The organism is Halalkaliarchaeum sp. AArc-GB (assembly GCF_031432225.1).
Lineage (GTDB): Archaea > Halobacteriota > Halobacteria > Halobacteriales > Haloferacaceae > Halalkaliarchaeum.
On sequence record NZ_JAVKGM010000010.1, the window covers coordinates 43,207 to 68,209 of the forward strand.

Annotated in this window: 27 protein-coding genes; 19 read left to right on the plus strand and 8 right to left on the minus strand. The window is 56.4% G+C overall.

The annotated features are described in order from the left end of the window. The first annotated feature begins 87 nt into the window (after positions 1-87). The 5 genes from RH858_RS10565 to RH858_RS10585 all read left to right on the plus strand — a co-directional run bounded on the left by RH858_RS10565 (position 88) and on the right by RH858_RS10585 (position 4,034). Positions 88-546 (plus strand): universal stress protein, encoded by a 459-nt coding sequence (locus RH858_RS10565; RefSeq protein WP_310561799.1) that lies wholly within the window; start codon positions 88-90, stop codon positions 544-546. Then, positions 546-1,223 carry a TrkA family potassium uptake protein gene (locus RH858_RS10570; protein ID WP_310561800.1) on the plus strand — a complete coding sequence of 226 codons (678 nt, stop codon included), beginning with the start codon at positions 546-548 and terminating at the stop codon, positions 1,221-1,223. The genes RH858_RS10565 and RH858_RS10570 overlap by 1 nt, the downstream gene beginning before the upstream one ends. 39 nt (positions 1,224-1,262) lie before the next feature. Further along, the gene (locus tag RH858_RS10575) at positions 1,263-2,792 is read left to right on the plus strand and encodes a TrkH family potassium uptake protein (protein WP_310561801.1); all 1,530 of its coding nucleotides are present in this window, start codon (positions 1,263-1,265) and stop codon (positions 2,790-2,792) included. A gap of 19 nt (positions 2,793-2,811) precedes the next feature. Then, a complete protein-coding gene (locus RH858_RS10580) occupies positions 2,812-3,165 on the plus strand; it encodes a hypothetical protein (protein WP_310561802.1) in 354 nt (117 codons plus the stop codon). 80 nt (positions 3,166-3,245) lie between these two features. Then, positions 3,246-4,034, plus strand: coding sequence for a TrkA C-terminal domain-containing protein (locus RH858_RS10585; protein ID WP_310561803.1), 789 nt, complete (start codon positions 3,246-3,248; stop codon positions 4,032-4,034). Between the two features lie 113 nt (positions 4,035-4,147). Here RH858_RS10585 and RH858_RS10590 read toward each other — a convergent pair whose 3' ends face one another. Together RH858_RS10590 and RH858_RS10595 are read right to left on the minus strand one after the other, a co-directional pair. Beyond that, positions 4,148-6,370 (minus strand): universal stress protein, encoded by a 2,223-nt coding sequence (locus RH858_RS10590; RefSeq protein WP_310561804.1) that lies wholly within the window; start codon positions 6,368-6,370, stop codon positions 4,148-4,150. Between the two features lie 387 nt (positions 6,371-6,757). Continuing rightward, entirely contained in the window at positions 6,758-7,261 is a 504-nt protein-coding gene (locus RH858_RS10595) for a TrkA C-terminal domain-containing protein (protein ID WP_310561805.1), read from the minus strand. A gap of 191 nt (positions 7,262-7,452) precedes the next feature. Between RH858_RS10595 and RH858_RS10600 the strand changes: the two genes are divergently transcribed. The 5 genes from RH858_RS10600 (at position 7,453) to RH858_RS10620 (ending at position 9,971) form a co-directional block, all read left to right on the plus strand. Then, positions 7,453-7,875, plus strand: coding sequence for a hypothetical protein (locus RH858_RS10600; protein ID WP_310561806.1), 423 nt, complete (start codon positions 7,453-7,455; stop codon positions 7,873-7,875). 106 nt (positions 7,876-7,981) lie between these two features. Next, a complete protein-coding gene (locus RH858_RS10605) occupies positions 7,982-8,473 on the plus strand; it encodes a hypothetical protein (RefSeq protein WP_310561857.1) in 492 nt (163 codons plus the stop codon). A gap of 2 nt (positions 8,474-8,475) precedes the next feature. Next, positions 8,476-8,841, plus strand: coding sequence for a hypothetical protein (locus tag RH858_RS10610; RefSeq protein WP_310561807.1), 366 nt, complete (start codon positions 8,476-8,478; stop codon positions 8,839-8,841). Between the two features lie 78 nt (positions 8,842-8,919). Beyond that, entirely contained in the window at positions 8,920-9,315 is a 396-nt protein-coding gene (locus RH858_RS10615) for a hypothetical protein (RefSeq protein WP_310561808.1), read from the plus strand. Between the two features lie 83 nt (positions 9,316-9,398). Then, complete coding sequence (locus tag RH858_RS10620; protein WP_310561809.1) at positions 9,399-9,971, plus strand: hypothetical protein; 573 nt, start codon at positions 9,399-9,401, stop codon at positions 9,969-9,971. Positions 9,972-9,984: 13 nt separating this feature from the next. Here RH858_RS10620 and RH858_RS10625 read toward each other — a convergent pair whose 3' ends face one another. Further along, positions 9,985-11,349, minus strand: a complete 1,365-nt coding sequence (locus RH858_RS10625; RefSeq protein ID WP_310561810.1) for a restriction endonuclease — start codon at positions 11,347-11,349, stop codon at positions 9,985-9,987. A gap of 126 nt (positions 11,350-11,475) precedes the next feature. Continuing rightward, entirely contained in the window at positions 11,476-11,784 is a 309-nt protein-coding gene (locus RH858_RS10630) for a hypothetical protein (RefSeq protein WP_310561811.1), read from the minus strand. A 261-nt stretch (positions 11,785-12,045) separates the two neighbouring features. On the opposite strand from RH858_RS10630, the gene RH858_RS10635 reads away from it, so the two are divergent. From RH858_RS10635 to RH858_RS10670, 8 genes are all read left to right on the plus strand, one after another. Further along, positions 12,046-12,732, plus strand: a complete 687-nt coding sequence (locus RH858_RS10635; RefSeq protein WP_310561812.1) for a DUF6166 domain-containing protein — start codon at positions 12,046-12,048, stop codon at positions 12,730-12,732. Beyond that, positions 12,732-12,878 carry a hypothetical protein gene (locus RH858_RS10640; RefSeq protein ID WP_181692659.1) on the plus strand — a complete coding sequence of 49 codons (147 nt, stop codon included), beginning with the start codon at positions 12,732-12,734 and terminating at the stop codon, positions 12,876-12,878. The genes RH858_RS10635 and RH858_RS10640 overlap by 1 nt, the downstream gene beginning before the upstream one ends. A gap of 228 nt (positions 12,879-13,106) precedes the next feature. Beyond that, on the plus strand, positions 13,107-14,165 hold the full coding sequence (locus RH858_RS10645) for a hypothetical protein (protein WP_310561858.1): 1,059 nt from the start codon (positions 13,107-13,109) through the stop codon (positions 14,163-14,165). Between the two features lie 65 nt (positions 14,166-14,230). After that, on the plus strand, positions 14,231-14,452 hold the full coding sequence (locus tag RH858_RS10650; protein WP_310561813.1) for a hypothetical protein: 222 nt from the start codon (positions 14,231-14,233) through the stop codon (positions 14,450-14,452). A gap of 125 nt (positions 14,453-14,577) precedes the next feature. Further along, complete coding sequence (locus tag RH858_RS10655) at positions 14,578-15,579, plus strand: DUF6610 family protein (RefSeq protein ID WP_310561814.1); 1,002 nt, start codon at positions 14,578-14,580, stop codon at positions 15,577-15,579. Between the two features lie 74 nt (positions 15,580-15,653). After that, positions 15,654-16,001: a hypothetical protein gene (locus RH858_RS10660; RefSeq protein WP_310561815.1), complete on the plus strand. Its 348-nt coding sequence runs from the start codon at positions 15,654-15,656 to the stop codon at positions 15,999-16,001. Positions 16,002-16,088: 87 nt separating this feature from the next. Beyond that, positions 16,089-17,027 (plus strand): ArdC-like ssDNA-binding domain-containing protein, encoded by a 939-nt coding sequence (locus RH858_RS10665; protein ID WP_310561816.1) that lies wholly within the window; start codon positions 16,089-16,091, stop codon positions 17,025-17,027. A 98-nt stretch (positions 17,028-17,125) separates the two neighbouring features. Beyond that, on the plus strand, positions 17,126-17,941 hold the full coding sequence (locus RH858_RS10670; RefSeq protein ID WP_310561817.1) for a hypothetical protein: 816 nt from the start codon (positions 17,126-17,128) through the stop codon (positions 17,939-17,941). 14 nt (positions 17,942-17,955) lie between these two features. Here the strand turns inward: RH858_RS10670 and RH858_RS10675 are convergent, their stop codons facing one another. Continuing rightward, the gene (locus RH858_RS10675; RefSeq protein ID WP_310561818.1) at positions 17,956-18,759 is read right to left on the minus strand and encodes a DUF6036 family nucleotidyltransferase; all 804 of its coding nucleotides are present in this window, start codon (positions 18,757-18,759) and stop codon (positions 17,956-17,958) included. Then, positions 18,756-19,682 (minus strand): MarR family transcriptional regulator, encoded by a 927-nt coding sequence (locus tag RH858_RS10680; protein WP_310561819.1) that lies wholly within the window; start codon positions 19,680-19,682, stop codon positions 18,756-18,758. Before RH858_RS10680 ends, RH858_RS10675 begins: the two co-directional genes overlap by 4 nt. A gap of 138 nt (positions 19,683-19,820) precedes the next feature. Here RH858_RS10680 and RH858_RS10685 point away from each other — a divergent pair, with 138 nt between their 5' ends. Next, complete coding sequence (locus RH858_RS10685) at positions 19,821-20,144, plus strand: hypothetical protein (protein WP_310561820.1); 324 nt, start codon at positions 19,821-19,823, stop codon at positions 20,142-20,144. 293 nt (positions 20,145-20,437) lie between these two features. Here the strand turns inward: RH858_RS10685 and RH858_RS10690 are convergent, their stop codons facing one another. Both RH858_RS10690 and RH858_RS10695 read right to left on the minus strand, forming a co-directional pair. Then, positions 20,438-21,937, minus strand: a complete 1,500-nt coding sequence (locus RH858_RS10690) for an AAA family ATPase (RefSeq protein ID WP_310561821.1) — start codon at positions 21,935-21,937, stop codon at positions 20,438-20,440. Between the two features lie 899 nt (positions 21,938-22,836). Further along, positions 22,837-24,987 (minus strand): type B DNA-directed DNA polymerase, encoded by a 2,151-nt coding sequence (locus RH858_RS10695; protein ID WP_310561822.1) that lies wholly within the window; start codon positions 24,985-24,987, stop codon positions 22,837-22,839. Between the last annotated feature and the right edge of the window lie 16 nt (positions 24,988-25,003).

A 25,003-nucleotide genomic window follows, 5' to 3' on the forward strand; every position in this document is an offset into this window, starting at 1 on the left:
TTGAGATGTGAACAAACCCTTGGATACACAGACGGACAAACCCGGGCAGAGAAGAACTCTCAACAGCACATACAGCAGGGATGAGTTATGACCGACAACTTGCTACGGCGAATTATCGTCCCGATCGCAAATGAGGAAGATACGAAAGCAACGTGTGAAGCGTTGCGCCCCCACATCGATGAAACGGTCGAACTGGTGAACGTTCTCTATGTCATCGAGCAAACAAAGGGGTACATGGATCCCGCGTCACCGGAAGCGTTGAAGCAGAAGGCTCGCGAGTGGTTTATGATCGCTGAGACCTCCCTCAACGCGGGAGAAGCGTTTCAAACGGAGCTTCGTGCTGGAACCGACATTGTCGACGAAATCGTTGCGAGCGCGAGCGACCACGATGCCACTGCGATCGTCTTCAAACCTCGGCAGTCGTCAGGGCTGCTTTCCCACCTATTCTCACGTGGTTTGAAAGATGAATTGCTTTCAGAGAGTCCATGTCCGGTGATTTCGCTCCCTGAGACTGACGAAGACGAGCTGACAGAGGTGTCGAAGTAATGTACCTGATTATTGTTGGAGCAGGGAAGATTGGATCGAACCTGATCGAGATGGCTACTGGTGACGGTAACGACGTTGTCGTTGTCGAACAGGACGAGGAAGTCGCAAACGAGATCTCCAGTAGGTACGATTGTCTCGTGCTCAACGCTGACGCGACCGAGAGTAACATCCTGGAAGACGCTGGTATTGAGCGTGCAGATGCGATCATCAGTACGACGAACATCGATGCGGTAAACACGATGGTGATGCTGCTCGCCCGTGAGTACGAGGTTCCATCACTCGTCAGTGTGGTCCATGATCCTGCTCACATCCCAATCTTCGATAAAATCGGCGTGAATATCGTCGAGAATCCACAGCAACTGATTGCTGATCACCTGTATCATTCGGTTCGTTATCCCGGCATCAAGGACTTCATGACACTAAGTGAAGATTCCGAATTTATCGAAATCGAACCAGCAGACGGATCTGCAATCACCCAACAGCGTCTTTCGGAAGCCAGGGCAGAGGGTCTTCTCCCAGAGGATGTCCTCGTTGCCGCAATTAAACGTGGCGAGGATGTGTTGACTCCAAAAGGAGACACAGTGCTCTCGTCAGGCGATCTCGTGACGGTGCTGGTCAACGATACGTCTGTTGACGAGGTTCTCTCCACGTTCGGCCACAGTTCAAATGGTAGTTAATCGAATACAATGAGTACTCTTCCGACTGTTGCACGTGACGTGGGGCGGATTCTCCAGGTCGTCTCGCTTATGCTCGTCGTTTCGATAGTCGTCGCTGGAATTAACGCCGAATTTTATGCGATGCCTGCCTTCGCCATCTCCGCAGTCATCATGGCTGGCGTGGGAACGGCGTTGGCTCGCTGGTTCCGTGACGCTCCCTCACCTGGAAAGGTCGAAGCGATGATCACGGCCGCCAGCGCGTGGGGAGTACTCGCATTTTTAGGTTCGTTGCCGTTTTTATTAATCGCCTGGACAATCTACATTAATCCCTATCCAGCCTGGATGAACACGCCAGCCGTTGACTCGACGACCGACGTGTTCCGGGACCCGCTCAACGGGATCTTCGAGAGCATTAGTGGGTACACCAGCACCGGGCTAACAATGGCCAGTGTCGAGGATGACCTACCGAGGTCGCTCCACTGGTGGCGATCATTTACCGAGTGGATCGGTGGCGTTGGCGTTATTGTGTTGACGGTCGCCATTCTCGCACGGCCGGGTAGTGGATCGCTGACGCTGTTCGAATCCGAAGCCCGAGAAAAGAAAAGTAAGGTCATGCCAAGCGTGGTGTCGACGGTCAAGGAAATCTGGAAGATTTATCTTGGGTTGACGGTCGCCGCAATCGCGCTGCTGCTGGCGGTGGGAATGCCCCTGTGGCCAGCGATTAACCATGCCATGACTGGGATCGCAACTGGTGGATTCTCTGTCCATGGGGCCTCTATCGGTGAGTACAACGCACTCATCCAGTACGCAGTCATCCCGATCATGGTTGCCGGAAGTATCGCGTTCCCGATCCATTACCTAATCTTGAAAGGAGAGGTCGAGAACTTTTACAAGGATCTCCAGACCCGATGGATCTTCATCTGGTTCACTATCGGGTCACTGGCACTGACTGCGTTGCTGCTCACGGGCGGCGACGCGTCGGGACAGTTTACGACTCTTGAGCAGCACTTCCGGGCAGGTCTGTTCCAGTTCGTCTCGGCGACTTCGAACACCGGGTTCGGAACGGTAGCAATCGGCGGGGGAACCGAACGAGCGATGTCCGCCGGTGCCACCTTCCTCATCTGTCTGGGGATGTTGACCGGCGCTGCCGCCGGTTCGACCGTTGGTGGACTCAAGCTGATCCGTGTTGCGACCTTGTTGAAAGGGACGCTCTGGCAGGTCCGCGGTGTCTTTTCGCCCGACAGTGCAATCCGACAGTTGAAGCTCGGCGAACGGACGCTCGACGAACAGCAGGCTGAGCGCGAGTATACTGAAGCGACAGTGGTGTTCGTCCTCTGGATCATCTTCCTCATCATCGGGGTTGCAGTTATGCTGTGGGCGCTGTCGCCGGATCACCCGGTCGAGTACGTTATCTTCGATGTGATGAGCGCACAGAGCAACGTCGGCCTCGATGCTGGTATTACCGGCCCCGATATGCCAGATGTAGCAAAGTGGATGCTCATCGTTAATATGTGGGTCGGCCGACTCGAGATCATTCCAGTCGCAGTGCTTCTGGGTGCTGTCTTCAGACGACTCGATCTCTACACATAGTAGTACACGGAAGAAAACCATGACGGAGAAGAACACCGAACCGAACCCATCGAGTACACTACCACCGGCGGTTGTAGAAGCGATTGATCATTTGGATGAAGCAGAACTCCGCGCTGTCATCGATTATGCACAGCAGCGGTACGAGGTCATTCATCCAGACGTGAGCGAGCAGATCGAGCCTGGTCCGGGAGAGGAGATCGTCCGGATCGAAGAAAAGCCAACATACACACTCGTAGTGAAACGTCAACCGTGTGGAAAGGACTGTGATGATTGTCCTCACGGACCGTTCTTGTACCACGTGCGGGAAGAACCACAGCTGGAAGGTGGAACGAAACTGCGGTGGCGATATCTCGGTATGCCGGCCGATTCCTGACCAGCTACATGTTGACATACAAAAAGGTCATGAATTTACGCTTGCGGCTTCTACAGGGGACTATATTGGAGGCACAATAGATGACCACAGAAATGAACAAAGGCATCCGCCTCGATAAGATTGACCAACAAACGGTCTACTGGCTGATGACCGATGCGCGAGGGGTCTCGGCACCGGATATTGCAGATGGATTGAACGTTTCAGCAGGAACGATTCGAAACCGGATCAATCAGCTCGAGGAAAATGGAATCATTCGTGGATACTCTGCCGATATTGATTTTCAGCGAGCGGAAGGTCGCTTGGTGAATCTTTATATTTGTACCATTCCGGTCGCAGAACGGGAGCCCCTCGCCCACGATGTCCGGTCGATTCCCGGCGTTATCAACGTTCGAGAGTTGATGAGTGGCAAGCGAAACCTCCACGTTAAAGCGGTCGGTGAGAATGTAGAATCTCTGCAGCGTATTTCTCATGCTCTTGCAGAGATGGGAATCGAGATCGAGGAAGAACACATCATTCGAAGTGAGTCTGATCTACCATATATTCCGTTCGGACCAGACGGAGAACAACAACCACGAGGCCCAACTGATTTCATTAGTCTCGCCGGTAATGCTAATGTCATTGAAATCACGATAGCTGAAGACGCACCTGTCGTAAAGAAATCAATTCAACAATCAGTCGAAGACGGCGTCTTAGCGGATGAAATCCTCATTATATCTATCGAGCGTGGTGATCGAATACTAACACCACAGGGTCAAACAGTGTTACAAGCGGACGATATCGTGACATTACTCACACGTGGAGTTGACACTGAAGAGGCACTTGTAGCTTTTAAAAATTCAAAACAGTCGATCGAATCAGAGACACTGTAGCCCCGACGTGTATTATATTCGAATATTCAATAGATACGGCACTCGATAATAGAGACGGTGGTTTCGGCGATTCAGGAGTTTATTATCATTCATTTATACTTCAAAATATCACTTTATTTTCGGAACAGAAGTTTCTCAACCAGCGGCTCGAGAAACGTCGTTCGGCGAGATTTCTTCGAATGAACGAGCAGGACTGGCTGTTCGAGACGCGTCACGATTCGATCCGTCGCAGGGGTGAACAGCAGATCCGGTAATAGTCGGTGGGTTTCCGTCGAGAGCATGACGATGTCGGCGCTCTCGAGTTCCATCGAGAGTACACCGATGTCATCGTCGCTTCGAACGACAGTTCCATCGACCGCCACTGTACACTGATTATCGAGTTCGTTGTGATAATCTTGGATCGTCTGGATAGTTGAATCGGGGGCGCTTGACGATACTGTAAAAATGAATCGGAGACGCGCCTCGGCGACAGAGGCGATGGCATCTCCGAGTTCGACTTTTAGTGGGTCGTTGAACGGGCTCCGGTCAGTAACGATGGCGATCTCCTCAACCGCATCCAGCTTCCCCGATTGGACGAACACGACGTCACACGGAGCATGCTCGAGGATCCAATCGCTATCTCGACCGAACAGGGTTCGAAGCCTGCTCACCGGGTCAGACCGAGTGAGCAAGAGATCAACATCGTATCGCTCTGCATAGTTGATAACCGCCTGTTTCGTGTCATGACTAACGATCTCACCGACCTCCACGGTCACATCGAGATCGCGAACCAGTTCACCCGTCCGTTCTTCGAACTCGATATCCGCTGTCGACTGTTCCGTCGCGTACTCCAGCGGATACTGGTCGGGGACCTCGTCGAAGCGAACGACGCGGAGGCGACTGTCTCGGGCTTGTGCGATCGGGGCAGCGACTTGTAGGAGTCGGTTCTCTTCGAGTCGTCCCACGTCACGGCGGAGCGCGATCAACACCTCTTTGCCGTCGCTCTCTCCGAGTTTCGTTTCCGTCTCCTGTAGATACTGCCGGCCCGCCTCTCGGCGAACGGCATCCACGGCGAGTCCCTCACGGTCGATAGCGTCACGGACGTAATAAAAGTACCAAAGCGTGCCGAAAATCATGATTCCAACGGCACCGACCAGTGGAAGGAGATCCATCTGAGTGATAATAAAGACACCCGAAACCACGCCGAAAAGGGGGATCCACGGATACCCCGGCATGACGAACTCGGGGTCGTACCATTCGAGTTCGCTCTCACGGAAGGCGATTAACGCCACACAGACCAACGTATAAACAGTGATCTGGAACGCGCTAGCCATCTTGGCAATATCCTCGACGGGTAGAGTTGCGATGATAAACAACATTACCCCACCTGTAACGAGAATCGAAGTGACCGGTGTTCGGAAACGTGGGTGAACGTATTCAAATCGCTCTGGTAACAGGTCGTCCCGACTCATCGCCAACGGGTACCGCGATGCTGTGAGGATACCGGCGTTGGCCGTCGAAAGCAGCGCAAGGATTGCCGCCAGCGAAATGATGGCGATTCCAACAAATCCGAAAAGCGGATCGACCGCCACGGCCATCGGGATTTCAGTCCCCGTGAGCGTCTCAGCGTCGACGATGCCGACTAGTACGTAGACGATGAGTACATACAGTAGTCCGGTAATGAAAAGCGAAAGCAGCAGTCCGAGCGGGAGATTCCGACCGGGATTCTTGATTTCCTCGGCAACGCTTGCGACTTTCGTGACACCCGCGTACGAGACGATGACAAGCGCGATTGCGCTCACAATTCCATCATATCCCTCTGCGAAGAAGGACTGATAGGCACTACCGTCGACCTGTGTGATCGTGAGTGCGATAAAGACGACGAGGATCGACACCATCACAACCACCATAATCGATTGCAAGCCACCGGTCTGCTTCACCCCAACCAGATTGACTCCAATAAGAATCGCTGCGAGCGTAAGGGCGGCTGCGGTGAGGTTCGGTAACCAGATCAACAGTTCGAGATAGAACATTCCACCGACAAGGGCGAGTGCACCCTTGAATAGCAGCGTAAGCCACGTCCCGATCCCGGCGATTGTTCCGACGGCAGGCCCCATCCCTCGTTCGATAAATACATAGTCACCTCCAGCCTCCGGCATTGCCGTCCCCAACTCGGAGATGGCGAGTGCGGCAGGAATCACGAGGATTCCTGCGATCAGAAACGCGAGAATGACTGATGGTCCAGCCTCCGCCATCGCCAGTCCCGGAAGAATGAAAATCCCACTACCGATCATTGCCCCCATACTGATGGCGATGACAGCAACAAGACCGAGATCCCGCTCGAGATCTTTGGGCATCTTGGTGACCCTTTCAACAGGAACGACATGATACTTCTGAAATCTTTGAGAATGCACTGCATATCAATTTAGCTATCTACAAAGTTCGTTGAGAGATTTTACCCCCACACGAACAATTATCCCCAATTATATGGACAAATATAAAATACAATGGTCTAGGATCCCGTTGGTGAACCAGTGGAGTCAAACGATTGGTCGAAGCTTCATTGCGTGTGACGATTAGGGAGTATTCAGTTCAGATAATCAAAAAAGTCGCCAGCTATAACCGTTAATTAGCACAAATTTACTCAGTAATAGTGATGGCACCTTTCCAACTACAGATACAAGGAGGATACTAAATTGGCATAAGGTTTTAAATATATCAACTATTTAGAGCCCAATCTCCGTCTATGATTTGGTATTCTCATCGAGAGATAGAAACTCGGATTCGAATGTATTGCAGGATTCGCGATTACCGATCACAACGATAATGTCTCCAGACTGAAATTCTGTCGAAGGGGTAGGGTTGGAAAATAATTCGTCTTCTCGCTGAATCGCAACGACTGTTACTCCGGACTTTTTCCGGAGGTTTGAACTCTCAAGCGTATTACCGTCGAGGAAAGAATTCTTTGGTACATCATACCATTCGATTATCATTTCATCAGATAGCATCGTGCCAATGTCTGTAGATGGTTCAGGTTGGAAATATGCACCTTCCAAAATCGTCCCAACCGTTCGGGCAAGCTTATCGGAGAGGGCGAACAAGCGTTTTGAATCCTCTTGGGCTGAATCTCTTCGATAAACATCCCGTCTGCCTGTGTTGTGGGTAATAATAATGAGCGTAGATCCATCTTCAAGATCTATCTCGTGTTTCTTGCCGACCCCCGGAAGGTCAGACTCTTGTATTCCCATTCTCAGAAATCAGAAGCCCATATAATTTAAAAATGGCTGTCGTAAGCCCGTGACAATACAAATAGGATTATGATCAGGGTATAAAGGTTATTTAAGTGGCGAAGCAAATCGACCAATCATATATATCAGCTTTTTAGGAAGGTGAGTTTTTCGGGGGCAAAAGGACTGAGCCCCCATAGGCTCATGATTTGATGACCGAAGAACCAGCCGATGATCCATTCCACGATTGCGAGTTGAATCCCGACGCTATCCTCGGGACGCGAACCTTCGAAGATGTCCTGTTCACCGACGACACGGAGACACCGGTAAACGTGTTAACCGGGGAGACACCAGCGCATTCACGAGCAACCGTCGAGGAAGCGAAAGGATTCGCGTCGAGTATCGACACCGACACGCCCCAAATCGCGCTCCCAGCCTCGGTCGAGACGCAGATCGAAACCCAGAGCAAGCCCTACACCGCAGCCGCGTTCTTCCACTTCAAAGCGACCGGTTCGCTTGAGCTTCACCGGGCCTACCACGCCGCCTACGACTCAGACGTGTTCATCGTCGACTTCGAAGCGAACTACGAATCCGGAGACCTGACCATCACTGTCAAACGAGCAGACGAGCCCTGAGAATCCACCGCAGAGCAGGTTTTTTCGAGCGCCGGCGATGGGTGCCGGCGCATCAACTGAGCAGCAACGAGCAAACCCGGATCGTCGGCGTCTCAAAGTGATCAAGATGCACATGGTGATATACGCCCTCGTAGAGGCATCGACAAAGGACGAGGCATTGGCTACAGGAAAGACAGTATTCGACCGCCTGGTTGGTGCAGACGCGCACTCCTGCGCCGTGTTCGACTATTACGTCACGTTCGAAGAAGAGGATACGTCCGTCGCTGGTAAGGCGCGGTGGGGCGATCTCCCGACTGCAGTCCCCGTCGACACCGACGATGGGGAGGAGTTACTCGATCGGGGCTGGGAAGCAACGAAGGAGGAATTCGAGCGCAATCTCGAACGGGTGAGGGAGGCACTCGACGAGTTCTCTAACGAGGAAATCATGCGCGACGAAGATCTCGCTCGGCATGCGTTCCACCAAGTGGGCGCATACGACGGGCCGACGGTGTTCTTGTACACCGAGCACGCGAGCGGTATCCGTCATCGCGGGCAGCTGGATCGAATCCTCGAGAAAAGCGAGAACCCCTGGATCGTGCCTGCGGACGTCCACTTCTAACAATGCCCCGAATCACCAACTGGCGGCGTGAGAGCCGTACGCCGGCGCTTAGGTATCGGAACACCGAAACCGGCGCTCGAGCTATCCTGCATCGAGCCCTTGACTCCTACCGCTACAAATGGCGTGGAGCGATCCTCGTCGATGGCTACCCGGTCTGGTCGAGAGGGTACGAGACGAAGGAGGCGACCACGTTCCGGGATGCGCTTCGGGACAGGCCAGCGCCCGAGCTAAGCTGCCCGGAGTGTCTGAACGAGGCTATCGTTATCGGTGGGAAAGCGGCTGACGGCGCAAAAGTCCAGCGCTGGTACGAGTGTCGGAACTGTGGATACGAAGCCCCCTCACAAATCGTGTACGGGGCCGAGCGCTGACTGTACGAACACGCGCTTGGAGTTGTTTTTTCGATCGGGCAAGAGAAATTGACCCGATCAAGCCGGGTCAGTCCACCAATGAGTCTCGAAGTACTCGACCGACACAGTGAGGCACTGTTCGAGTTCCTCTGGTGTCCCGTTTGCGGGCACGAGGTATTCACCAACATTCCCTTCGAAGGGGTGTTTTGCAAGAACTGCAACACGCGGGTCGAATTCCAAGAACCCATAGAAGATCGTGGGTACGAAGATGCCGTGATCGCGTGCTTCGACACGGACACGACCTGGAACCTCCACGTCGACGAGAAGCTCCGTCACGATCTGCCAGATGGGTCGGCGCGAGTAAAGATTCTCGGCGCACCGGGCGCCTACGAGGTCGACTGGTGGAGTCCTGGGCCGGACGAAGAGTGGGAGCCGGTCAAACGTGGTGAGTTCGACGACATTGAGGAGCCAGAAGCGGTGTCACATCTGGCGTAGCGGAATTCGATTCCTCAGCGATTGTGAGATCATTGTTGTTGCGCCGGCGATGGATGCCGGCGCACACGCGCCGGAGAGTATCGATGTCAACACGGAGTCAACTCCGATTCGTCCAACGGAGCGAGACGACAGGTGAACAGTCTGAAACTAACCGCATCGCACAGATCTACCGACACTCGGACGGCTATCCCGACAGCGTCCTTCGAGAGCTCGTTCAACTGAAGAAACTGCTCGACGAAACACGAACAGAGCGCGGGCCAGCGTACGCCGCGGCTCAGTTCCTGTTTCTCGACACGCTTTCGACGATGACCCTGTACGTCGATGAGGGGCGTGACCGGAGCATTCACGCCGATCAGCCCTCGGATCTCCTCGAGCCGGCCAACATGGAGCATCTAGATCAGCCGCTGTTCCTGCTCGGCCACGGCGTTGAGAACCCGGCAGACGGTATCCACGGTGACGAAGAGTACCTCTACGTCGTCGAGCTCCCGACCCGGAATCCGTTCGAGGAGCCGGCCGAGTGGACAGTCAAAGTGAGCGGCCACACCGCATTCCCCAGATGGGATGGCCCGACCGAGGAGGCCTTCGAGCAGGCCAGCTGGCAGTTCCACGGATCGTTGGAGAACGCACTCGCAGAGTTGGTCGCTGAGCCCGCGTGAGTGTGTAGCCGGTCTAGATGATGCCGACGAGCATGAGCAGGCCTATGGTGACCAGGAGCGTCGCGACCACGCTTCCCCCGGCCAGTAGTTTGTTCTCCATGGCCTTCTCGTGAAGCGGCATCGCGGCGTATTCCTCGCGGAACGCCTCGAGGTTGTCCTCGTCGTAGAAATACTTCGTCTTCAGTGCAAACCGCTCGGTGACCGCACACCCCGTACAGACCGGCTCTCGCTCCAGCCGTTCGGTCTTGGTGTGGCTGTCGCAGGCAATCGCCCCGCAGTTGGGACAATAAGTGTACGTCTCGTCGACGTCGCTCGTATCGCAGTGAACGCAGCGATGGATTCCGTCCTCGGCGGTCACCCGCGAGGGCCCCGCTGCGTAGTATTCGTAGGAGTAAGTGTACTCCAGGATGTCGGTTGTGTGTCGAACCTCGGGGAGGTATACCGGCTCGATCGACTGCACTGAGATATCCGAACGGTTCGGTTCGCAGGTCTTGTTGTACGTGACGTTGTTGTCGCCGGTGTAGGTCACCGTCGTCGTGTGGTACTCCCGCAGCCGGTCGACGGCCCACTCCTTATACTCGGTCTGTGTCTGCCCGAACCGACGCTCCTCGACGCCGTCGAACACCTCCTCGAACTGACTCGGGTCGAGCTCCACCGTCGCATGAAGATTCTCGGTGACCAGCGTCGCGGCATCGTCGTCAGCCACTTTCGGCTGCCCTCGTTCAGCGTGGACGACGAATCGCGTTCGATCGTTTATTCGATGGATGACGCCGACAGAGGTCTCGAAGACGGCATTCGTGTCGGCGGTGACCGCGACTACCGGGCGAAACGTCACCTCGGAGTGCGGCACCGGCAGGTCGGCAGCCTCGATATTCTCGATGTCACGGAACGCTTCCCGGACGGGCCCGTCGACGTCCGTAGCCAGGTCGTATGGTCGGAGTGTTTCGTCACAGAGGATCTCGATACGGCCGTTATAGAGGTCGAGGCCGATCCCGTCGGCGATCTCACGGAGATCCTCACCGTCGAGCAGCTCGATGGGATGGGGATCATCGTTCTGCTGGAGTCGCTCAGCGTACTCTTGAGCAGGGTTCGTGAATCGACCTGTCGTGGCGACCATGCCGCGTTTGGGGCCGTCGAAGTTGAAGGTGGCGATCGCGGAGTGGAGCTTCTGGACGACCGGTCGTCCGACCGTCCCGGTGTGCTTACACTCAACGACGATGCCACGGCGAGTGCCGTCGACGACCTCCTCCATGATGACGTCCCGACCCTCGTCAGCTATCCGCTCGGCCTGGCGGACGTTCTCGTAGCCGAGGTTGCGGAACACGTCCTCCATTACGTCCTCAAACTCGAACCCCGAGAGATCATCCAGTACAGCCATCCCGATATAATTGGAATGTAATTTGCTACTACCAAATATGTTGCCGAACTCGAGGCCGAGAGACGGTGTTGTGACCGTCAGCTTCGCGACCCCCTAGCGTCTCAGTAGGTCGTTCCATTTCTGTTTCTATTTGTACGGCGGTTCCACGGTGGCAACAACACGGACGTCGGACTCCTCATAGGCCGGCTCGTAGATCGTTTCGTTCCCGGTCAGGGATTCTGACACCCAGCGAGCGCCGCGGACATATTCCCAGAGAATCTCTCCTGTCGTACGCTCGTATCGAAGCCACTGCCGCTCGTCGTCGCCCATCCCGTGATAGATGACGACGTCGAACGTGCCATCATCCCAGAGGCGGATCTTGCACGTTCGAGGCGCTGGCAGTTCCTCCGCCGCGAGGGCACGCATACGGTCAACGAGTGGTGCGAGCGGTTCCATGGGTGGGATACCATCGGGGTTCATAATTGTGCTGTCCCGTCCTCCCGCAGCCGCGCGGGAGCAGCGGTCAGCACGCTGAACGAAAGTGGTCACGTCCGTACCGAGCGATCAATGATCAACAGCTGCACTCGGGACTGCGAGAAAACGTGACAACGTCTACTGGAGCGTATTCAATCAAAAGCTTACCGACCGGTTTACTCGGGCTGTTTTTTGGACCCCCGAGAGGGGTGCGGGGGTCATCGACCCTCCCGAGAGACATCGATGAACGCGAACGCACCACCAACACCCTCAGAAGGAGTACAGTCAGAACAGCTCGCTCAGAACTACCGAAAGACAGTCGAATACGTCGGCTTTCGTGTTGACGGCAACACCGTCGTCCTGAACCTCTCAGATCACCGGCGGCTCTCCCTCGATCGGAGCCTCCAACTCGTCAACCACAGTCCGGGTGGCTTCGAGTGGGGATATACCGGAAGCGGGCCCGCACAGCTCGCCTGTGCGCTCCTCCTCGACTATTACGACGACGAGCAGTTCGTTCGAGAGCATTACATCGAATTCCGGAATCAGGTGGTCAGTCATCTAGAGTGTGCCGGACCCGCGGAGTGCTGGCACCTCACCGGGGAGGAGATCAACGCCGCGCTCAGAGCTATCACCGACGACGTCGTCCCCGTTCCGGACGGTGGTCTGCCGGCGCCGTCGTTGCCTGCGAACTGGCGGACTGTTTCCCGACCCGATCGACGAGTGTTCCAGCGGAATGATCGCGACCACTACATCGTACTCGGAGAGGGCGTCGGCGAGTGGCTCATCATCCTGTGTAGCCAGGGAGATCGAGCCTATCCGGCGCCGTTGGCGAGTCGGACGGTCACCGTCGACGGCGACGTCGAACAGGCCATCTGCGGTCTCGCCGCGGAGAGTAACGAGCTTCTCGAGCCGCCGGAGGGAGAGCACTGATGGAGACACTACGGCTGTCGCGAGCGACCTACCAGCTCGTCGAGCGAGGTGTCGATGCTCTCGAAAAGGTCGGTCGCGAACTGGAGCGATATAACGACCGCCAGGAGAGGGATCGGGACCAGACCACCGACGACATCCAATCATAACGTGAGCACGCTCTCCAGATCAGGCGTTAGTTAACAAGATGTTGTTTTTGCGCCCTGCAGAGGGGCGCAGGGCGCGAGACGATGCAGTCGCGGATCGACGAGCGTTCCTGCTTCGAGGTGACCGAAATGAAAGACCCAGAAATCAGAACCATCTTCGCTGGCGTCGACGGGCGTACCGACACCGAACTTCCCGAGTGGTATCGACAGCGTCGCGGGGGGACAGACACCGTGACGTTCGCGGAGGCGATCCGAGATCTCCCCCAGGCCGTCGAGACCACTGTGGCGTACCAGAACCCCTTCACCGACGAATGGGTTGAAACGGAGCGTTTCAACGCGCTCGTCGAGCCAAGTCGCGCTCGCTCGCAGTCGCGAGAAGAAGTCACCGAGACGGACCCGTTGTTTCACATCCCGACTGACTCGTACTCGATCATCAACCCGGTCGACGTCTACGGCCCGCTAGAAGAGGTCCTTCGCGAGGAAACCATCGATGGAGCTCCGCTGGGCGACGTGATGTTCGGGGAGATTCGACGCTACCGAGGCGGGGGTGAGGTCCACATGGACATCATGTTCGACGGCCTCGAGGTCCGCCTCCCCGGCCGATCGGATCCGATCACGATGGGTGTCACGTCGGGCTACGACTTCTTCGGCGAGCACGCGGTCTACGTGGAGGGTTTCGCTCAGGACGGCTACTGTTCGAACACGATGCGCTCGCTCACCGACAAGGAGGTCATCAAGCACGTCGGCGACGTGGGGAACTTCCGGACGTGGTGGGAGGAGATCCTCGCACAGGTCGAACTCGTCGCCGACGATCTCTTCGAGTTCATCCGGGACGCCCAAGACATCGACCTCGATTTCTCGGAGCTTCCGTTCACCGTTACGGAGTTCTACAGCCTGCTGGGCTTCCCTGACTACTTGGCCGAGCGCGCCGCGAGCGATGCGGAAGCAAATTCGACCTCACCCTTCGAGATCGACATGTGGACGCTGCATTCCGGTGCCACATACGCGCTCACCCACTTCTTCCAAGGCAAAGAAGGCGCGTCCCTCGATCAGTACGTCCGCACGGCTAACGACATCCTGTTCAATCCAGAGGGGACGATCGAGCGCGTCGAACGAGCCTACGAAGAGCAGCTGGAAGCGGACGGTGACGACGGATCGCAGGCGTCACTCGCCGGCGAGCGGGCGCTCGCGAGTATCGAACGCGTCAGCGACGACCTACAGGACAAGGTCGACCAATTTGAGGAGCGTGAGGATGCGCTCCGTGAACGGTTCCAAGACGCGATGGCCTGATTCTGCGACAGTAATGTAGTCGTCTGTTCTGTCTTTCTCGCCCTCGAGAGGTGGAGGCTACAGAGATGGAGCAGTCTACGATTAGCGACGGAAGTGACGACGAATTCCCGCCTGAGAAGCGTCTCGAAGCACCGAATTATCGATTGGTCGAGGCCGGTATCGCGACGATCCCCGATATGGAGACACTCCGAGAGTGTGTTGCCTACGAGAACGCCCATCAGAATCGGACACAGATTCTGCGACGGCTCAAGTGGAAGGCTGAAGAGTTGCGTGAAGATGCGGAGTAAGCTCCCGTCCTTAACCAACAATCTGCAAGTGGGTATTCCAATTGTTGGTTAGCGTATTATAGCCCCTGTTTTTCAGGCCCCTAAAAGGGCGCGGGGCGGCCAGCAGCGGCCCCACTGGTTCAGCCATGTCCCTCGATCTGAGTATTAACACCGGCACGGCTAGCGAAATCGCTGCCGCCAGACAAGCAGACTTCGTGGCGTTCTTGCATCGAGCGCCCTTCGTTGTCGACGCTCTAGCCCTCGGCTTCCTTCCCGGCTTTCGCGAGGATTGTGGGTATCAGGAGACCCAGTATCAGAACCTAAACCTCCCAGTCGGAATGCTCGACAACGACTTTCGAAATCCCGATCTGGATCGATTCGTCGATCGGTTCTTCGAGCACGAGCCACAGGTCGGCGTCATCGGCGACATCTACGAACCTGCTGACGTCGACGACCACGTCGCTGCCGCTCGCGAGATTCAGGGTAGCTACCCCGGGGCCGAACTCATCATCGTCCCGAAGTGGCAAGCGGTGATCGACGAGATTCCCGAGGACATCGTTCTTGGGTATTCGCGTGGCTACGCTGACCGGTTGGCGCACGAGTTCTCCGATCCGACAGACTGGCGCGGCCGTCGTGTCCACATCCTCGGTGGGAACCCACCCAAACAGTTCGACGTTATCCAGCAGCTGACCCGACCGACGCTCACGGACGACCCGCCGGCCGACATCGTTGGCGTCGACTGGAACGGGGTTCATCGAGGCGCGCAGTTCGGCGAGTTCTGGACGGCGAACGGCTGGGACGACAGCGGTCGCGACGCCGATCACGTCACCGTTCGGAAGACGGTGCGCCATAGTCTCGCCCGAATCCGTGATTTCTGGAAGTCCCATGGTATCTGGCCTGAATCGACACCGCAAGACGACGGGTTGAACGTTGAGTACGAGGGACCAAAACCAGCTGATCTTGAGCAGGCCGCCTGCACTGAGTGCGGGACGAACGTCTGGCGAACCCGTCGTGGCCCCTATGTCGCCGAATACGATACCGGGGCAGTCTGTGGATACTGTAGCTACGAGTGCTACTTTTCACACCGCCATCGAAACAACCTCAAGGAAATCGCCGGCGAACAGAGCGTCTACATCCCACCAGCGTAACGCAGCGTTCTGTTTTTCGAGCCCCGGGAGAGGGCGGAGGCTCGTTCGTGAGTCTTCTCCAGAGGTGAATTCCCGTGAGTCAGCAACAAACTGCAGACGACGTTTCAGTCGATGAGATTCCAATCGATATCTCGAACACCCAATCCGGGGAAATCGAGCCAGCCGAAGTGCCCGCGGAAATCGAGTCGATTACCCATGGTCTAGCGAGCGAGCGGCCGCCGACAAACCCACTGGTCGTTCTCAAGGCGGCTCGCTGGTGGTACATTCATGGTAAGGGCGGATCGGATCCCGCATTCCGGTGGGCCATCAAATGGACGCGTCATCTGGCGACCGAGACGCCTAGTGACGTCGAACGGTTCGACGAGTTCCTCGAGTACCTGGTCACGCTCGGCTTCGCTGACGAAACCCACGAACTCCGGTAACCGAGAGGGCGGTTTTTTGTACGCCCCGAAGGCGTGCGGCGCGTTCTGAACTGCCGCAGTCGCAGTAAACTCGATTTGGTGAACATAATGGCTACAACCAGTGACTCGTCGGTCTCCTTCGAAGAGACCGACACGCGATCGGACGAGATGAACAGTACCATCGAACAGTGGATTGACGACCTCGTCGACGGCGTCGACGACGCGCAAGCCAGCGCGGAGTTCCAGGAGTGGCTCGATGTTCAGAGTCGCTTCCATGACTACTCGTATCGAAACACGCTCCTGATCAAACACCAGTGTCCCGAGGCGACCCGCGTGGCGGGCTACCGAACCTGGCAGGAGGAGTTCGAGCGGCACGTGAAGGAAGGTGAGTCGGCCATCTGGATCTGGGCACCGATCATCACGAAACAGTGCCCTGAGTGCGAGAACTCGCCGAACTATCACGAGAAAAGCGACTGCGACTACGACGAGACGCCCCCCAAGGAGTGGTCGAAGGGCCTGGTCGGGTTTAAGCCCGCCCCGGTGTTCGACGTCTCCCAGACCGAGGGCGAACCGCTCCCCGAACTCGAGACTGAAGCAACCGGTGACGCCGGCGACCTCGTCAACCGGCTGACCGATATCGCGGATGAACTCGGTGTGACGGTTCGGATCGTTCCTGAAGACGAGTGGACGCACGGTGAAGCGAAGGGGATCTGCAAACAGCTCAGTCTCGTCGATATGCAGCCGCGTGTCGAGGTTCGCGCCCGGGAGAACGATGCCGACCTCGTCCGAACGCTGATTCACGAGTACGCGCACGCCCTGCTCCACTTCGACATCGACGACGACACCGAACGGTCGAAACGTGAAGTCGAGGCCGAGGCGGTAGCCTACGTCGTCGGGCGCTACTGTGGGCTCGACACCAGTGGGTCGGCGTTCTACCTGGCTGCGTGGGAGTCGGACGATCCCGAGGTCGTTCGGGAGCGGCTCGGGCGGATCAGTCGGACGGCAAAAGAACTCATCGACGTCCTCCAAAACGAACTCTCGTCCTAACTCAGTTAACCAACGTAGGAGAGGCCTCTACCACTCTGTTGGTTAAGTTTTTCAGCGCCCGCGGAGGGGCGGAGGCGCAATCTGACCTCCGTCGAATCATGACTGATCGCTATCTCACGATGGTCCTCGAGGAAGCCGAGCACGTTGCCGAGCAGCATGACCAGGTCGCTCGAACGGCGGACAACCAAGCCCACGAGTATCTTCGATACGCCGTCCTCCGAGTGCTCGAAGGACAGGCAGGCCACCTACCGACGAACTGGACGTCGATAGACGGCGTCACTGTCGGCTACGGCAGCGACGAAGCGATGTGCGACAGCTGGGGCTCCAGCGAAGACTGGTGGGAGACCGTCCCGCCACAAGAAGCGTGTACCCGCTTCCGAGTGTTCTTTCCGGACGACCACCAGACGGTTCCACGGACGATTGTCGACGTGATGGCCGCGCTTGGTGCCTGGCGGGTTTGGACTGGCAGCGCAGCCGCGTGCGGGTCCTACGACCATCGCGATCGTCGCGAAGTCCACTACCTTTGGCCGGAAGGGCATTCGGTCGAGGACATTCTCCACGAGCGGCTCAGTGGCCCTGCGGAAGCCGTCGCCACGGACGGTGGACGAACGGGCGACGTCCGCGACCGGCTGGTCGTCGACGATGGCCCACAGTCACAGGACGACCTCGAGCCACGGACCCAGCGCGCCGTCAATGAAGCGATGGACGTCTCGCTGCTTTCGAAAGGTGGTCGATACGAGGTGCAGTCCGCGTCTGGACGTTGGTACGAAGTCGACGTCATCAGCGAGTCATGTACCTGTCCCGACTGGCAGCAGCGAACACCCGAGGGGGGCTGCAAGCACATGCGTCGAGTGGAACACGAGATCAAACGGGGACGTGTTCCCCGCCCAGATGGTCGCCTTCCTTCTGACTAGAGGTGGAGACCGGTCTACTCCACCGGACTGACTGTGTCGCCTTCTTGGCGTACTCGGTCGTATTCTACGAGATACGCGATCCTGTCCCGGACTTCATCGATGTCTATTCCAAGATCAGCTGCCAGTTCGTCAACGGTCATCGGTTCATCGAGTGCCTGGAGGACTTCGAGCCCGCGGTAGTATCGGTTCGTCAGCTCTTGGATGCGGTCCTCGATCGGTGTGGTCACCCCGTATCGCTCGTCGAGTTCGATCAGAGCCTCGTTCGCGAAGGTGGCAAACTGGTCGTCGCCGAGCCGGTCGATCTGCGCTTCGAGTTCATCTCGGACGACGTCGTATTCGAGGCCAGCCTGCACGAGCATATTCATGTCCTCGATGTCGTCATCGCGACCTGCGATCATCTTAAACAGGAAGATATCTTCGTTACTGACCAGTCGAACCGTCAGTCGATCCAGGTTGAGGAACGGCTCGCTGCGCTCTTGCATACCGTCGGTCAGCACAAGTTTGTTTGCGACCTGTTGGTTGAAGATGTCGAGACGACACCCATCGTCGTTCTCGACGCAACTGGTCGCACCCAGCGCCCGGTAATCGGCCTCCAGCGATTGCACCTCCGAATATCCGAGGTCCATTAGGACGGCCCACAGCTGGCTGTACGCGTCGCCGTCCGTGACGACAAGGTCGATATCCTTCGTCGCCCCCTTGAGGTCGCGCAGCGACATCGCGCCGCCACCGATCAGGTAAACCGTGAGCGGGTCAGACAGGCCATCTGAGATTCGCTGAAACTCGTTCTCGATGTATTTGCGGCCGAATGTTGGTCTCATTTGGGTAGTGGCACCTCGTAGTCTGCTGCCAGCTTCTGGAACTCGGACCACTCGGGGAGGCGGTCGACCTCGATCCCTCCCTGCGTCTCGAGGTACCGGAGCAGGGCGTCGATTTCGTCTTCGAGGCCGTATTTCACCGCTTGCTCTCGAAGATCGTTCTCGTCGATGTCGACGCTGGTGAGTAACAGGAGGCAGTACGAGCGGTGGCGGCTGTCGTCGTCAATCAGCAGCGTGTGACAGCAGAGTTCCGCCGGCGAGATTTTCGCTGCGTCTTCGGAGTAGAGGTAGTAGCGGTGGCGGGTCAACAGAAACTGGAGGTCAAACGCCGCGAACCGAGCGAGGCCGGTTTCGTGGAAGTTCTCCGCGTCAACCTCCGTCTCGGTCTGCGCGAGAAATTCGTCGTGATCCTCCCAGAGAATCGTGCCATTCGGGGCGACCGCTTCGAGACTCTGTCGGTGAAGATGGTGCGTCAGTTCGCGTGCGAATTCATTGAGTCGGTCGAAGTCGGCGTTGAAGTCGTAGCGGCTGTCGTCCGTGCCGACGAGACCACGGTCGCGAAGTCGCTTTAAAACTCGGTTGACCGTGTTGCGGTAGTTGTTGCTTTTGTCGGCGATTTCGGAGACGGTTCGCGGCTGATCGAGGTAGTAGAGTACCTCGAAGGCCTTGCCGGTCAACAGCTCAGGGAAGTCGATGTGGGAGTGCTGGCGGACGAGGTCCTGGTAGACTTCGACGGCCCGGCTATCAGAGGGAACGACCCGCTTTCGGCGACCGTCGCGTTCCGTGTAGACGAGGCTTTTCTCGACGAGATCCGTGACAGCCCGGGAGAGATAGCTCTCGCTGTGGTCAAGCTTCGTCGCGATCTCGGAGATCGTGTCGCCGCGTTCGACGGTAGCGAGAACCTCGAGTTCGATGCGCCGAAGCATGGTGTAACATAGTACGAAACTTGTATATAAAGAAGTTGCGATTAATGTTACAGACCGCGGATTCGGGTCGACGCTACTAACTTAACCAACAAAACTATGGGTTGTCGGCCCTTGTTGGTTAACACGAGGCAACAGCCGATGTCTTTCGAACCACCGACCCCGCCGACGAACCTCCCAACGGATTTGGTCAATACGCTCAACGAGTCCACTCCGGATCGCCTCCGGGACATTGCCACGTACGCCGAAGAGCTAGCCGAACACAAGGAACGCAAGGCTCGTCTCGAGGAAGAGACAACGGAGGACGAGATCGAAAAGCGACCTGGCGACCTCCCAGACGACGTTCCAACGAAGGCAACAATCACGATCAAAGAGATCAACGACAATCGCTACTACTACTGGCAGTGGCGGGAGGGCGAAAAAATAAAATCGAAGTACAAGGGGCCGGTCAATCCAGACGAGTGAACTCGATTAGGGAGCCCTTTTCCGTCGTTTCTCTACAACATTCTCATCGATGGAACTGTCAACGAGAAAATCGTAGGCCACACCCCCCGTTTTCGAGTTGTAAATGGGAGAATGCAGTAGGATAGCACATCATATCCAAAGGGACGTCGAATCCTTAGCTCCCCACCCCCCGTTTTCGAGTAGTAACGAGAAATTCCGGTGAATGACACTCCCCATTTTCGAGTTGTAACCCATCCCAGAGCTCTAACACCCCCCGTTTTCGAGTAGTAAGTGTGGGGAGAATCAGGGCAAGATTAGTTCTTGCTGCGGAACTGCTTCAGCCGCTCGCGGACAACCGCACTGATAGTCGCATCTTCGTGATCTAGATCTTCGAACCGCGAATCCTCACGAATCGTCTCCATGATCGTTTCCGGATCTTCAGAGAGGGAGAAATACATATGCACTCCTCGGCCTCGGCCCTTGCCTCGGCGCTCGTAGTCCAACACACCGTACGTACTCTGCTCTGTGACGTGGTTTACGAACGTCTCTCGACTGTACTGATCCGCACCCATCGTATCAGCGATGAATTGGTACGTTTTGAACGTAGGTCCAGCGGGTATCCACTCAGGATGTTCTCTTGCGTAATGGGCTGTAGCCGCCACAGCGTAGATGGAGAGTTTCTTTTGAGTCGAGATCCCGCTAATGTGTCGGAGTTTTCGATTTTCGGTGTATTTCTCCTGGGCTTCACGGACATCGGTCTCGGTAACCGTGCCAGCACCACGTCGCTCGGCTAATTCGCCAGCCCACCTGAGGAGATCAATCGCTTTCCGCGCATCTCCGTGCGTTTGGGAGCCGAACGCGGCAACAAGCGGAATGACGTCATCAGCAAGTGATTCTGGCCTGAAGGCGTCCCGCCGGTTTTGGAGAATACTACGGAGCTGCGTCGCATCGTAATCGTCGAAGAAAATATCATCTGGATTGTATGAGCTCTGTGCGCGGCTGTTGAGATCCTTCATGAAATCGGCATAGTTCGTGATAGTCGTAAGTGAGATCGGACCATCAAAGTCGGCGAGTTTTCGAGCCCGTGAAAGCTGGTAGATAAGAGAATTGTACTCTGCCTCCTGATACGGTCCTTCAAGCATATCGATCTCATCGAGGATGAAGATGACACCGTCGTAGTACTCGCGCATTAGTTCATACAGTCGCTCGAGCTTCTGATCCGTTGAGACGCCGGTTTGGGGGACACCAGGATCAACGCCGAGATCGTCGGCAGCAGCTCTAACTAACCGATAAACAGCCCGATCTGCAGTCTTCGGCCCCTCACAGTTGATAGAGAGAACCCCGAAGGTCTTGCCTTGTGATTCACACAGCTCGACGATCTGTTTACAGACCGCATGAATAATGAGTGACTTCCCAGTTCCAGATGGGCCGCTCAGGAGCATATCCGGGATGCCTTCGTTCTGGAGCACTGGTTTTAGATTGTCGACGACGCGACCTAGCTGGTCATCACGACCGACGATACGATCCTCGTCGATGATGGTATCTGACCGGACGAGGTCTTTGTTCGCGAAGACTCCACCGGATGACTCAGTTTGTAGCCGATCTCGAATTGAGATGCCGCCACTGTCGCCGTTCGTAGCTTCTTGAGACGAATCAGTGGGATCCGAGTTCTTCTCGAACGTCATTTGTGACGTATCGGGGGAATCTGCATCCTGGCCCGTCGGTTCAAGATTTTCAGAATCAACAGAAGAGGAATCATGATCCTTCTCATCTTCTGGATGATCCGATTCTGCTCTACGTCCCTCTCGTCCCATTATGAAACCCCTCGAACTCCGGGTATAAAAATGTAGACCCTTGTGGAGTTGTAACCGGTCGAAATCAGACGATCTAACTACCACAGTCGTGCATTCTCGAAGTGAACCAGATACCGTCTTCGGAATCTATCACCCTCCGTTGTCGAGTTGTAACGGATCCTCGAGGATCTTCCTCATCGGAATCCATTCGTGACAGACTCCCCGTTTTCGAGTTGTAAGTATTTGAGAAACGGTAACATGTCTGGCACGGTTCTCCCACCCTCCCCATTTTCGAGTTGTAAGTGCAAGTGGATCGAATCAAGTATGAAGATAAAATCTACATAATTTGGATTTTGTGAATGATGTTCTGGGTGATAGGATTCGTCTCACACCCTCCGTTTTCGAGTAGTAAGAACCAAGATTGTTGAGAAGGGACCACGCTTGCGGCACCAGTTCACGAGTGACAGTAATACCGGCCTACAAACACGATAATCATAGAGCCGGTTTGTTGATCTCGAATGTTCTACCCCCTCCCCCCTTTTTCGAGTTGTAAGTCGCTGGGGCACAGGCCACTCAACAGGGGAAGGAATGAAAGCCGAGAAATTGAAAATGGACGGAGAGGCTCTGAAACATCAAGGTACACGAGAAAAGACCACGAACGAGATTAGAGAGTCCGCGTTCCCTCAAAGATCTCGATCATCTAGCCAAGCTAGATGATCTATTTTCCTATGATCTAGTACGGATATGGTTAGCAAACATATAACATAAACTTTCCCATTTCAATGTGTATATTGCAGAACCAGGTTTTCAGGCCTTCTATTTCGCGAATCCGGTACAATCGGCTGTTCGATTACCTCTTTTGCTGTTTACCCCTCCCACCGTCACGAGTTTACAACTCGAAAAAGGGGGGAGGGGGTTCGTCAGGTCCATTCCGTGATACCGACTACACGTGTTCCATTGAGCTTTCGTCGAATGGCCTTGCGATCCCAACCAAGAGGAGAAAGTATGCTTTCGACAGCTCTGACGAGCTGCGTCTCGTAGTATGAGGCGTCGTAGGTCTCGACTCCTTCGTGAGCGAGGGCAACACGATTCCGCGAAGACTTCTTATCGTCAATGACTACGTACTCAATATCCTGTCCTGGATGGACCGTAAGGTCCTGGTCGCGGGCACGTTTCAGTGCCGCCACGTTCCGTGTGTTCTGCGTATAGGATTCGAGTGGTTTGGAAACCCGATTCCGTTCGACGAGCTCCTTTACCGGGACCTCTTCCGCGTGAAGTCTCTCGATTGCCTTCTCGAGACGACGAAGAATAACCTCTGGAGAACGAGTTGTGTCGAATTTTTCGAGACATGACCGCTGGACGTCCTCGATGAACGGTGGTGTCGATCGCTGGCGGGCCTCGATACCTCTAATTTTGAATTCCTCATCGCCGGCGACCTTCCCGAAGTACTTCGTCAGCGCGCCGGCGTCGTTCTCGCGTTGCGGGACGAACGCGACCCAGTCGTATTGGGCCTCGTGTTCGAGGCGAATCTCGACGCACTCGGTGATCTCCGTCGCGAGCGCCTCGAGGTCCTCGCGGTCATCGTCGTCGATGTCGGGGTGCGGGGTCACCCAGATTGAATCGACGATGCCGTGGACGACGCGCCAGCCGCCGGCTTCCAGCCGTTGTTTCGCCGTCAGCAGAATCTCGCGAGCGAACGCGTTTATCGCCTCGTGGCACTCGATGCGGCCGAATTTCGCGTTGCTAAACCCTTGATAGCCGAAGCACGCGACGAGGATCCACTTCAGTGCTCCCGACCGCCCCTCGAGTTCCGCCAGCCGGTCGTCGTCGGGGTCGTCTCGATCCTTCTCGCGACGGATGACCGCCTTGATCTCGTCGCGAGCGTCGATGATCGGCTGCAGCACGTCGACGAGGTAGCCCCGGTTCTCGCAGATCGAGTACCCGAGGCCGGGGACGTCGTCGCGGTCGCTGTGGCAGTTACACCGGATGACGTCCGGTGAGACGTTTCGCGTACAGATGATGTTCGGGTAGAGGCTTGAGAAGTCGAGTTCGTGGACGTTCTCGTGGAGTCCGACCTCGGGGGCAAAGATGAACCCGCCACGGTCGGCGTCGTGGAGCGTCCCCATCGACTTGTAGAACTCGTGGCGCCAGGAGTTCCACGGCACGAGGACACCGCGGTCGTGGGCCTCGCAGATCTGGATCGCGGTGAGCACGTTCCCGATCGACGCCCACGCGAGCTCCTGGACGGGCTTTTTCGACCGTGAGACGAGGTCGAGGACGCCGTCAAGGTTCGTCTCCCCGTAGAAGAACGTGTTCGACTCGTCGATGATCGCGCGGCCGGGTACGTTGTACCGCGCCGGTGAGTGGCCGACGCGGCCGTAGCTCGAGTACGTAGACAGGCTTGCGAGCTGCTGGTAGTGGACGTCCGGCCACCGACTCAGCGAGAAGTCGTCGACGCTAGCGTCCGTCGCCATCTCGTGCAGGGTCGGGACGATCTCGCTCGTCGAGCAGACCAAGACGTCCGGATCGTATTCTTCGAGCGCCCTCTGGACGGCGGTCAGGATATCCGTCGGCGAGCCAGTGACGGTGTCGCCGGCGACGGACAGCTCCCCATAGACGTCGTTGCTCGTTTCGGTCACCGGGACGCTGAGCCGGAGCGTCGACAGCGCACTCGTCGGCGTCGGATCGACACCGGTCTCCAGACAGTACCGGAACTCTCGCGAAAAGTCGACGTTGAAACAGGCGAGATCCCCGACTGGATATTCCGACAGCTGGCGTGCCTGCCGGGCGAGCGGGGTGACGCGGTCGATGTGGGCGATGTCGACGGCGAGGATTGGTTCATTGTCTCGTCGAAAGCCAGGCCGTTGCGCAACCATCTCGGTCGCGACGACGTCCGGGTGCTGGTCGTACACCGACTGGAGTGTCGTGAGATCGAGGTCGGCGTCAGGCTCGCGAGCCCCGACGTAGAACCGTGGCGTGTAGTCGTCGCACTGGGTCGCGACGGCGCCGTGGACGGTCGCGTCCCACTCGAGGACACGACCATTATCGAGGAAATCGATGGTAAACGGCATCTGGTATTCAGATCCT

What these genes read in the sequence shown, in the direction of transcription:
- RH858_RS10565 (WP_310561799.1), top strand. Translation starts at nt 88, where the DNA reads ATGACCGACAACTTGCTACGGCGAATTATCGTCCCGATCGCAAATGAG.
- RH858_RS10690 (WP_310561821.1), bottom strand. Translation starts at nt 21,937, where the DNA reads ATGGGACGAGAGGGACGTAGAGCAGAATCGGATCATCCAGAAGATGAG.
- RH858_RS10585 (WP_310561803.1), top strand. Translation starts at nt 3,246, where the DNA reads ATGACCACAGAAATGAACAAAGGCATCCGCCTCGATAAGATTGACCAA.
- RH858_RS10595 (WP_310561805.1), bottom strand. Translation starts at nt 7,261, where the DNA reads ATGGGAATACAAGAGTCTGACCTTCCGGGGGTCGGCAAGAAACACGAG.
- RH858_RS10675 (WP_310561818.1), bottom strand. Translation starts at nt 18,759, where the DNA reads ATGAGACCAACATTCGGCCGCAAATACATCGAGAACGAGTTTCAGCGA.
- RH858_RS10615 (WP_310561808.1), top strand. Translation starts at nt 8,920, where the DNA reads ATGAGTCTCGAAGTACTCGACCGACACAGTGAGGCACTGTTCGAGTTC.
- RH858_RS10570 (WP_310561800.1), top strand. Translation starts at nt 546, where the DNA reads ATGTACCTGATTATTGTTGGAGCAGGGAAGATTGGATCGAACCTGATC.
- RH858_RS10605 (WP_310561857.1), top strand. Translation starts at nt 7,982, where the DNA reads ATGCACATGGTGATATACGCCCTCGTAGAGGCATCGACAAAGGACGAG.
- RH858_RS10670 (WP_310561817.1), top strand. Translation starts at nt 17,126, where the DNA reads ATGACTGATCGCTATCTCACGATGGTCCTCGAGGAAGCCGAGCACGTT.
- RH858_RS10625 (WP_310561810.1), bottom strand. Translation starts at nt 11,349, where the DNA reads ATGGCTGTACTGGATGATCTCTCGGGGTTCGAGTTTGAGGACGTAATG.
- RH858_RS10640 (WP_181692659.1), top strand. Translation starts at nt 12,732, where the DNA reads ATGGAGACACTACGGCTGTCGCGAGCGACCTACCAGCTCGTCGAGCGA.
- RH858_RS10650 (WP_310561813.1), top strand. Translation starts at nt 14,231, where the DNA reads ATGGAGCAGTCTACGATTAGCGACGGAAGTGACGACGAATTCCCGCCT.
- RH858_RS10590 (WP_310561804.1), bottom strand. Translation starts at nt 6,370, where the DNA reads ATGCCCAAAGATCTCGAGCGGGATCTCGGTCTTGTTGCTGTCATCGCC.
- RH858_RS10600 (WP_310561806.1), top strand. Translation starts at nt 7,453, where the DNA reads ATGACCGAAGAACCAGCCGATGATCCATTCCACGATTGCGAGTTGAAT.
- RH858_RS10580 (WP_310561802.1), top strand. Translation starts at nt 2,812, where the DNA reads ATGACGGAGAAGAACACCGAACCGAACCCATCGAGTACACTACCACCG.
- RH858_RS10635 (WP_310561812.1), top strand. Translation starts at nt 12,046, where the DNA reads ATGAACGCGAACGCACCACCAACACCCTCAGAAGGAGTACAGTCAGAA.
- RH858_RS10620 (WP_310561809.1), top strand. Translation starts at nt 9,399, where the DNA reads ATGTCAACACGGAGTCAACTCCGATTCGTCCAACGGAGCGAGACGACA.
- RH858_RS10695 (WP_310561822.1), bottom strand. Translation starts at nt 24,987, where the DNA reads ATGCCGTTTACCATCGATTTCCTCGATAATGGTCGTGTCCTCGAGTGG.
- RH858_RS10655 (WP_310561814.1), top strand. Translation starts at nt 14,578, where the DNA reads ATGTCCCTCGATCTGAGTATTAACACCGGCACGGCTAGCGAAATCGCT.
- RH858_RS10665 (WP_310561816.1), top strand. Translation starts at nt 16,089, where the DNA reads ATGGCTACAACCAGTGACTCGTCGGTCTCCTTCGAAGAGACCGACACG.
- RH858_RS10610 (WP_310561807.1), top strand. Translation starts at nt 8,476, where the DNA reads ATGCCCCGAATCACCAACTGGCGGCGTGAGAGCCGTACGCCGGCGCTT.
- RH858_RS10685 (WP_310561820.1), top strand. Translation starts at nt 19,821, where the DNA reads ATGTCTTTCGAACCACCGACCCCGCCGACGAACCTCCCAACGGATTTG.
- RH858_RS10680 (WP_310561819.1), bottom strand. Translation starts at nt 19,682, where the DNA reads ATGCTTCGGCGCATCGAACTCGAGGTTCTCGCTACCGTCGAACGCGGC.
- RH858_RS10630 (WP_310561811.1), bottom strand. Translation starts at nt 11,784, where the DNA reads ATGGAACCGCTCGCACCACTCGTTGACCGTATGCGTGCCCTCGCGGCG.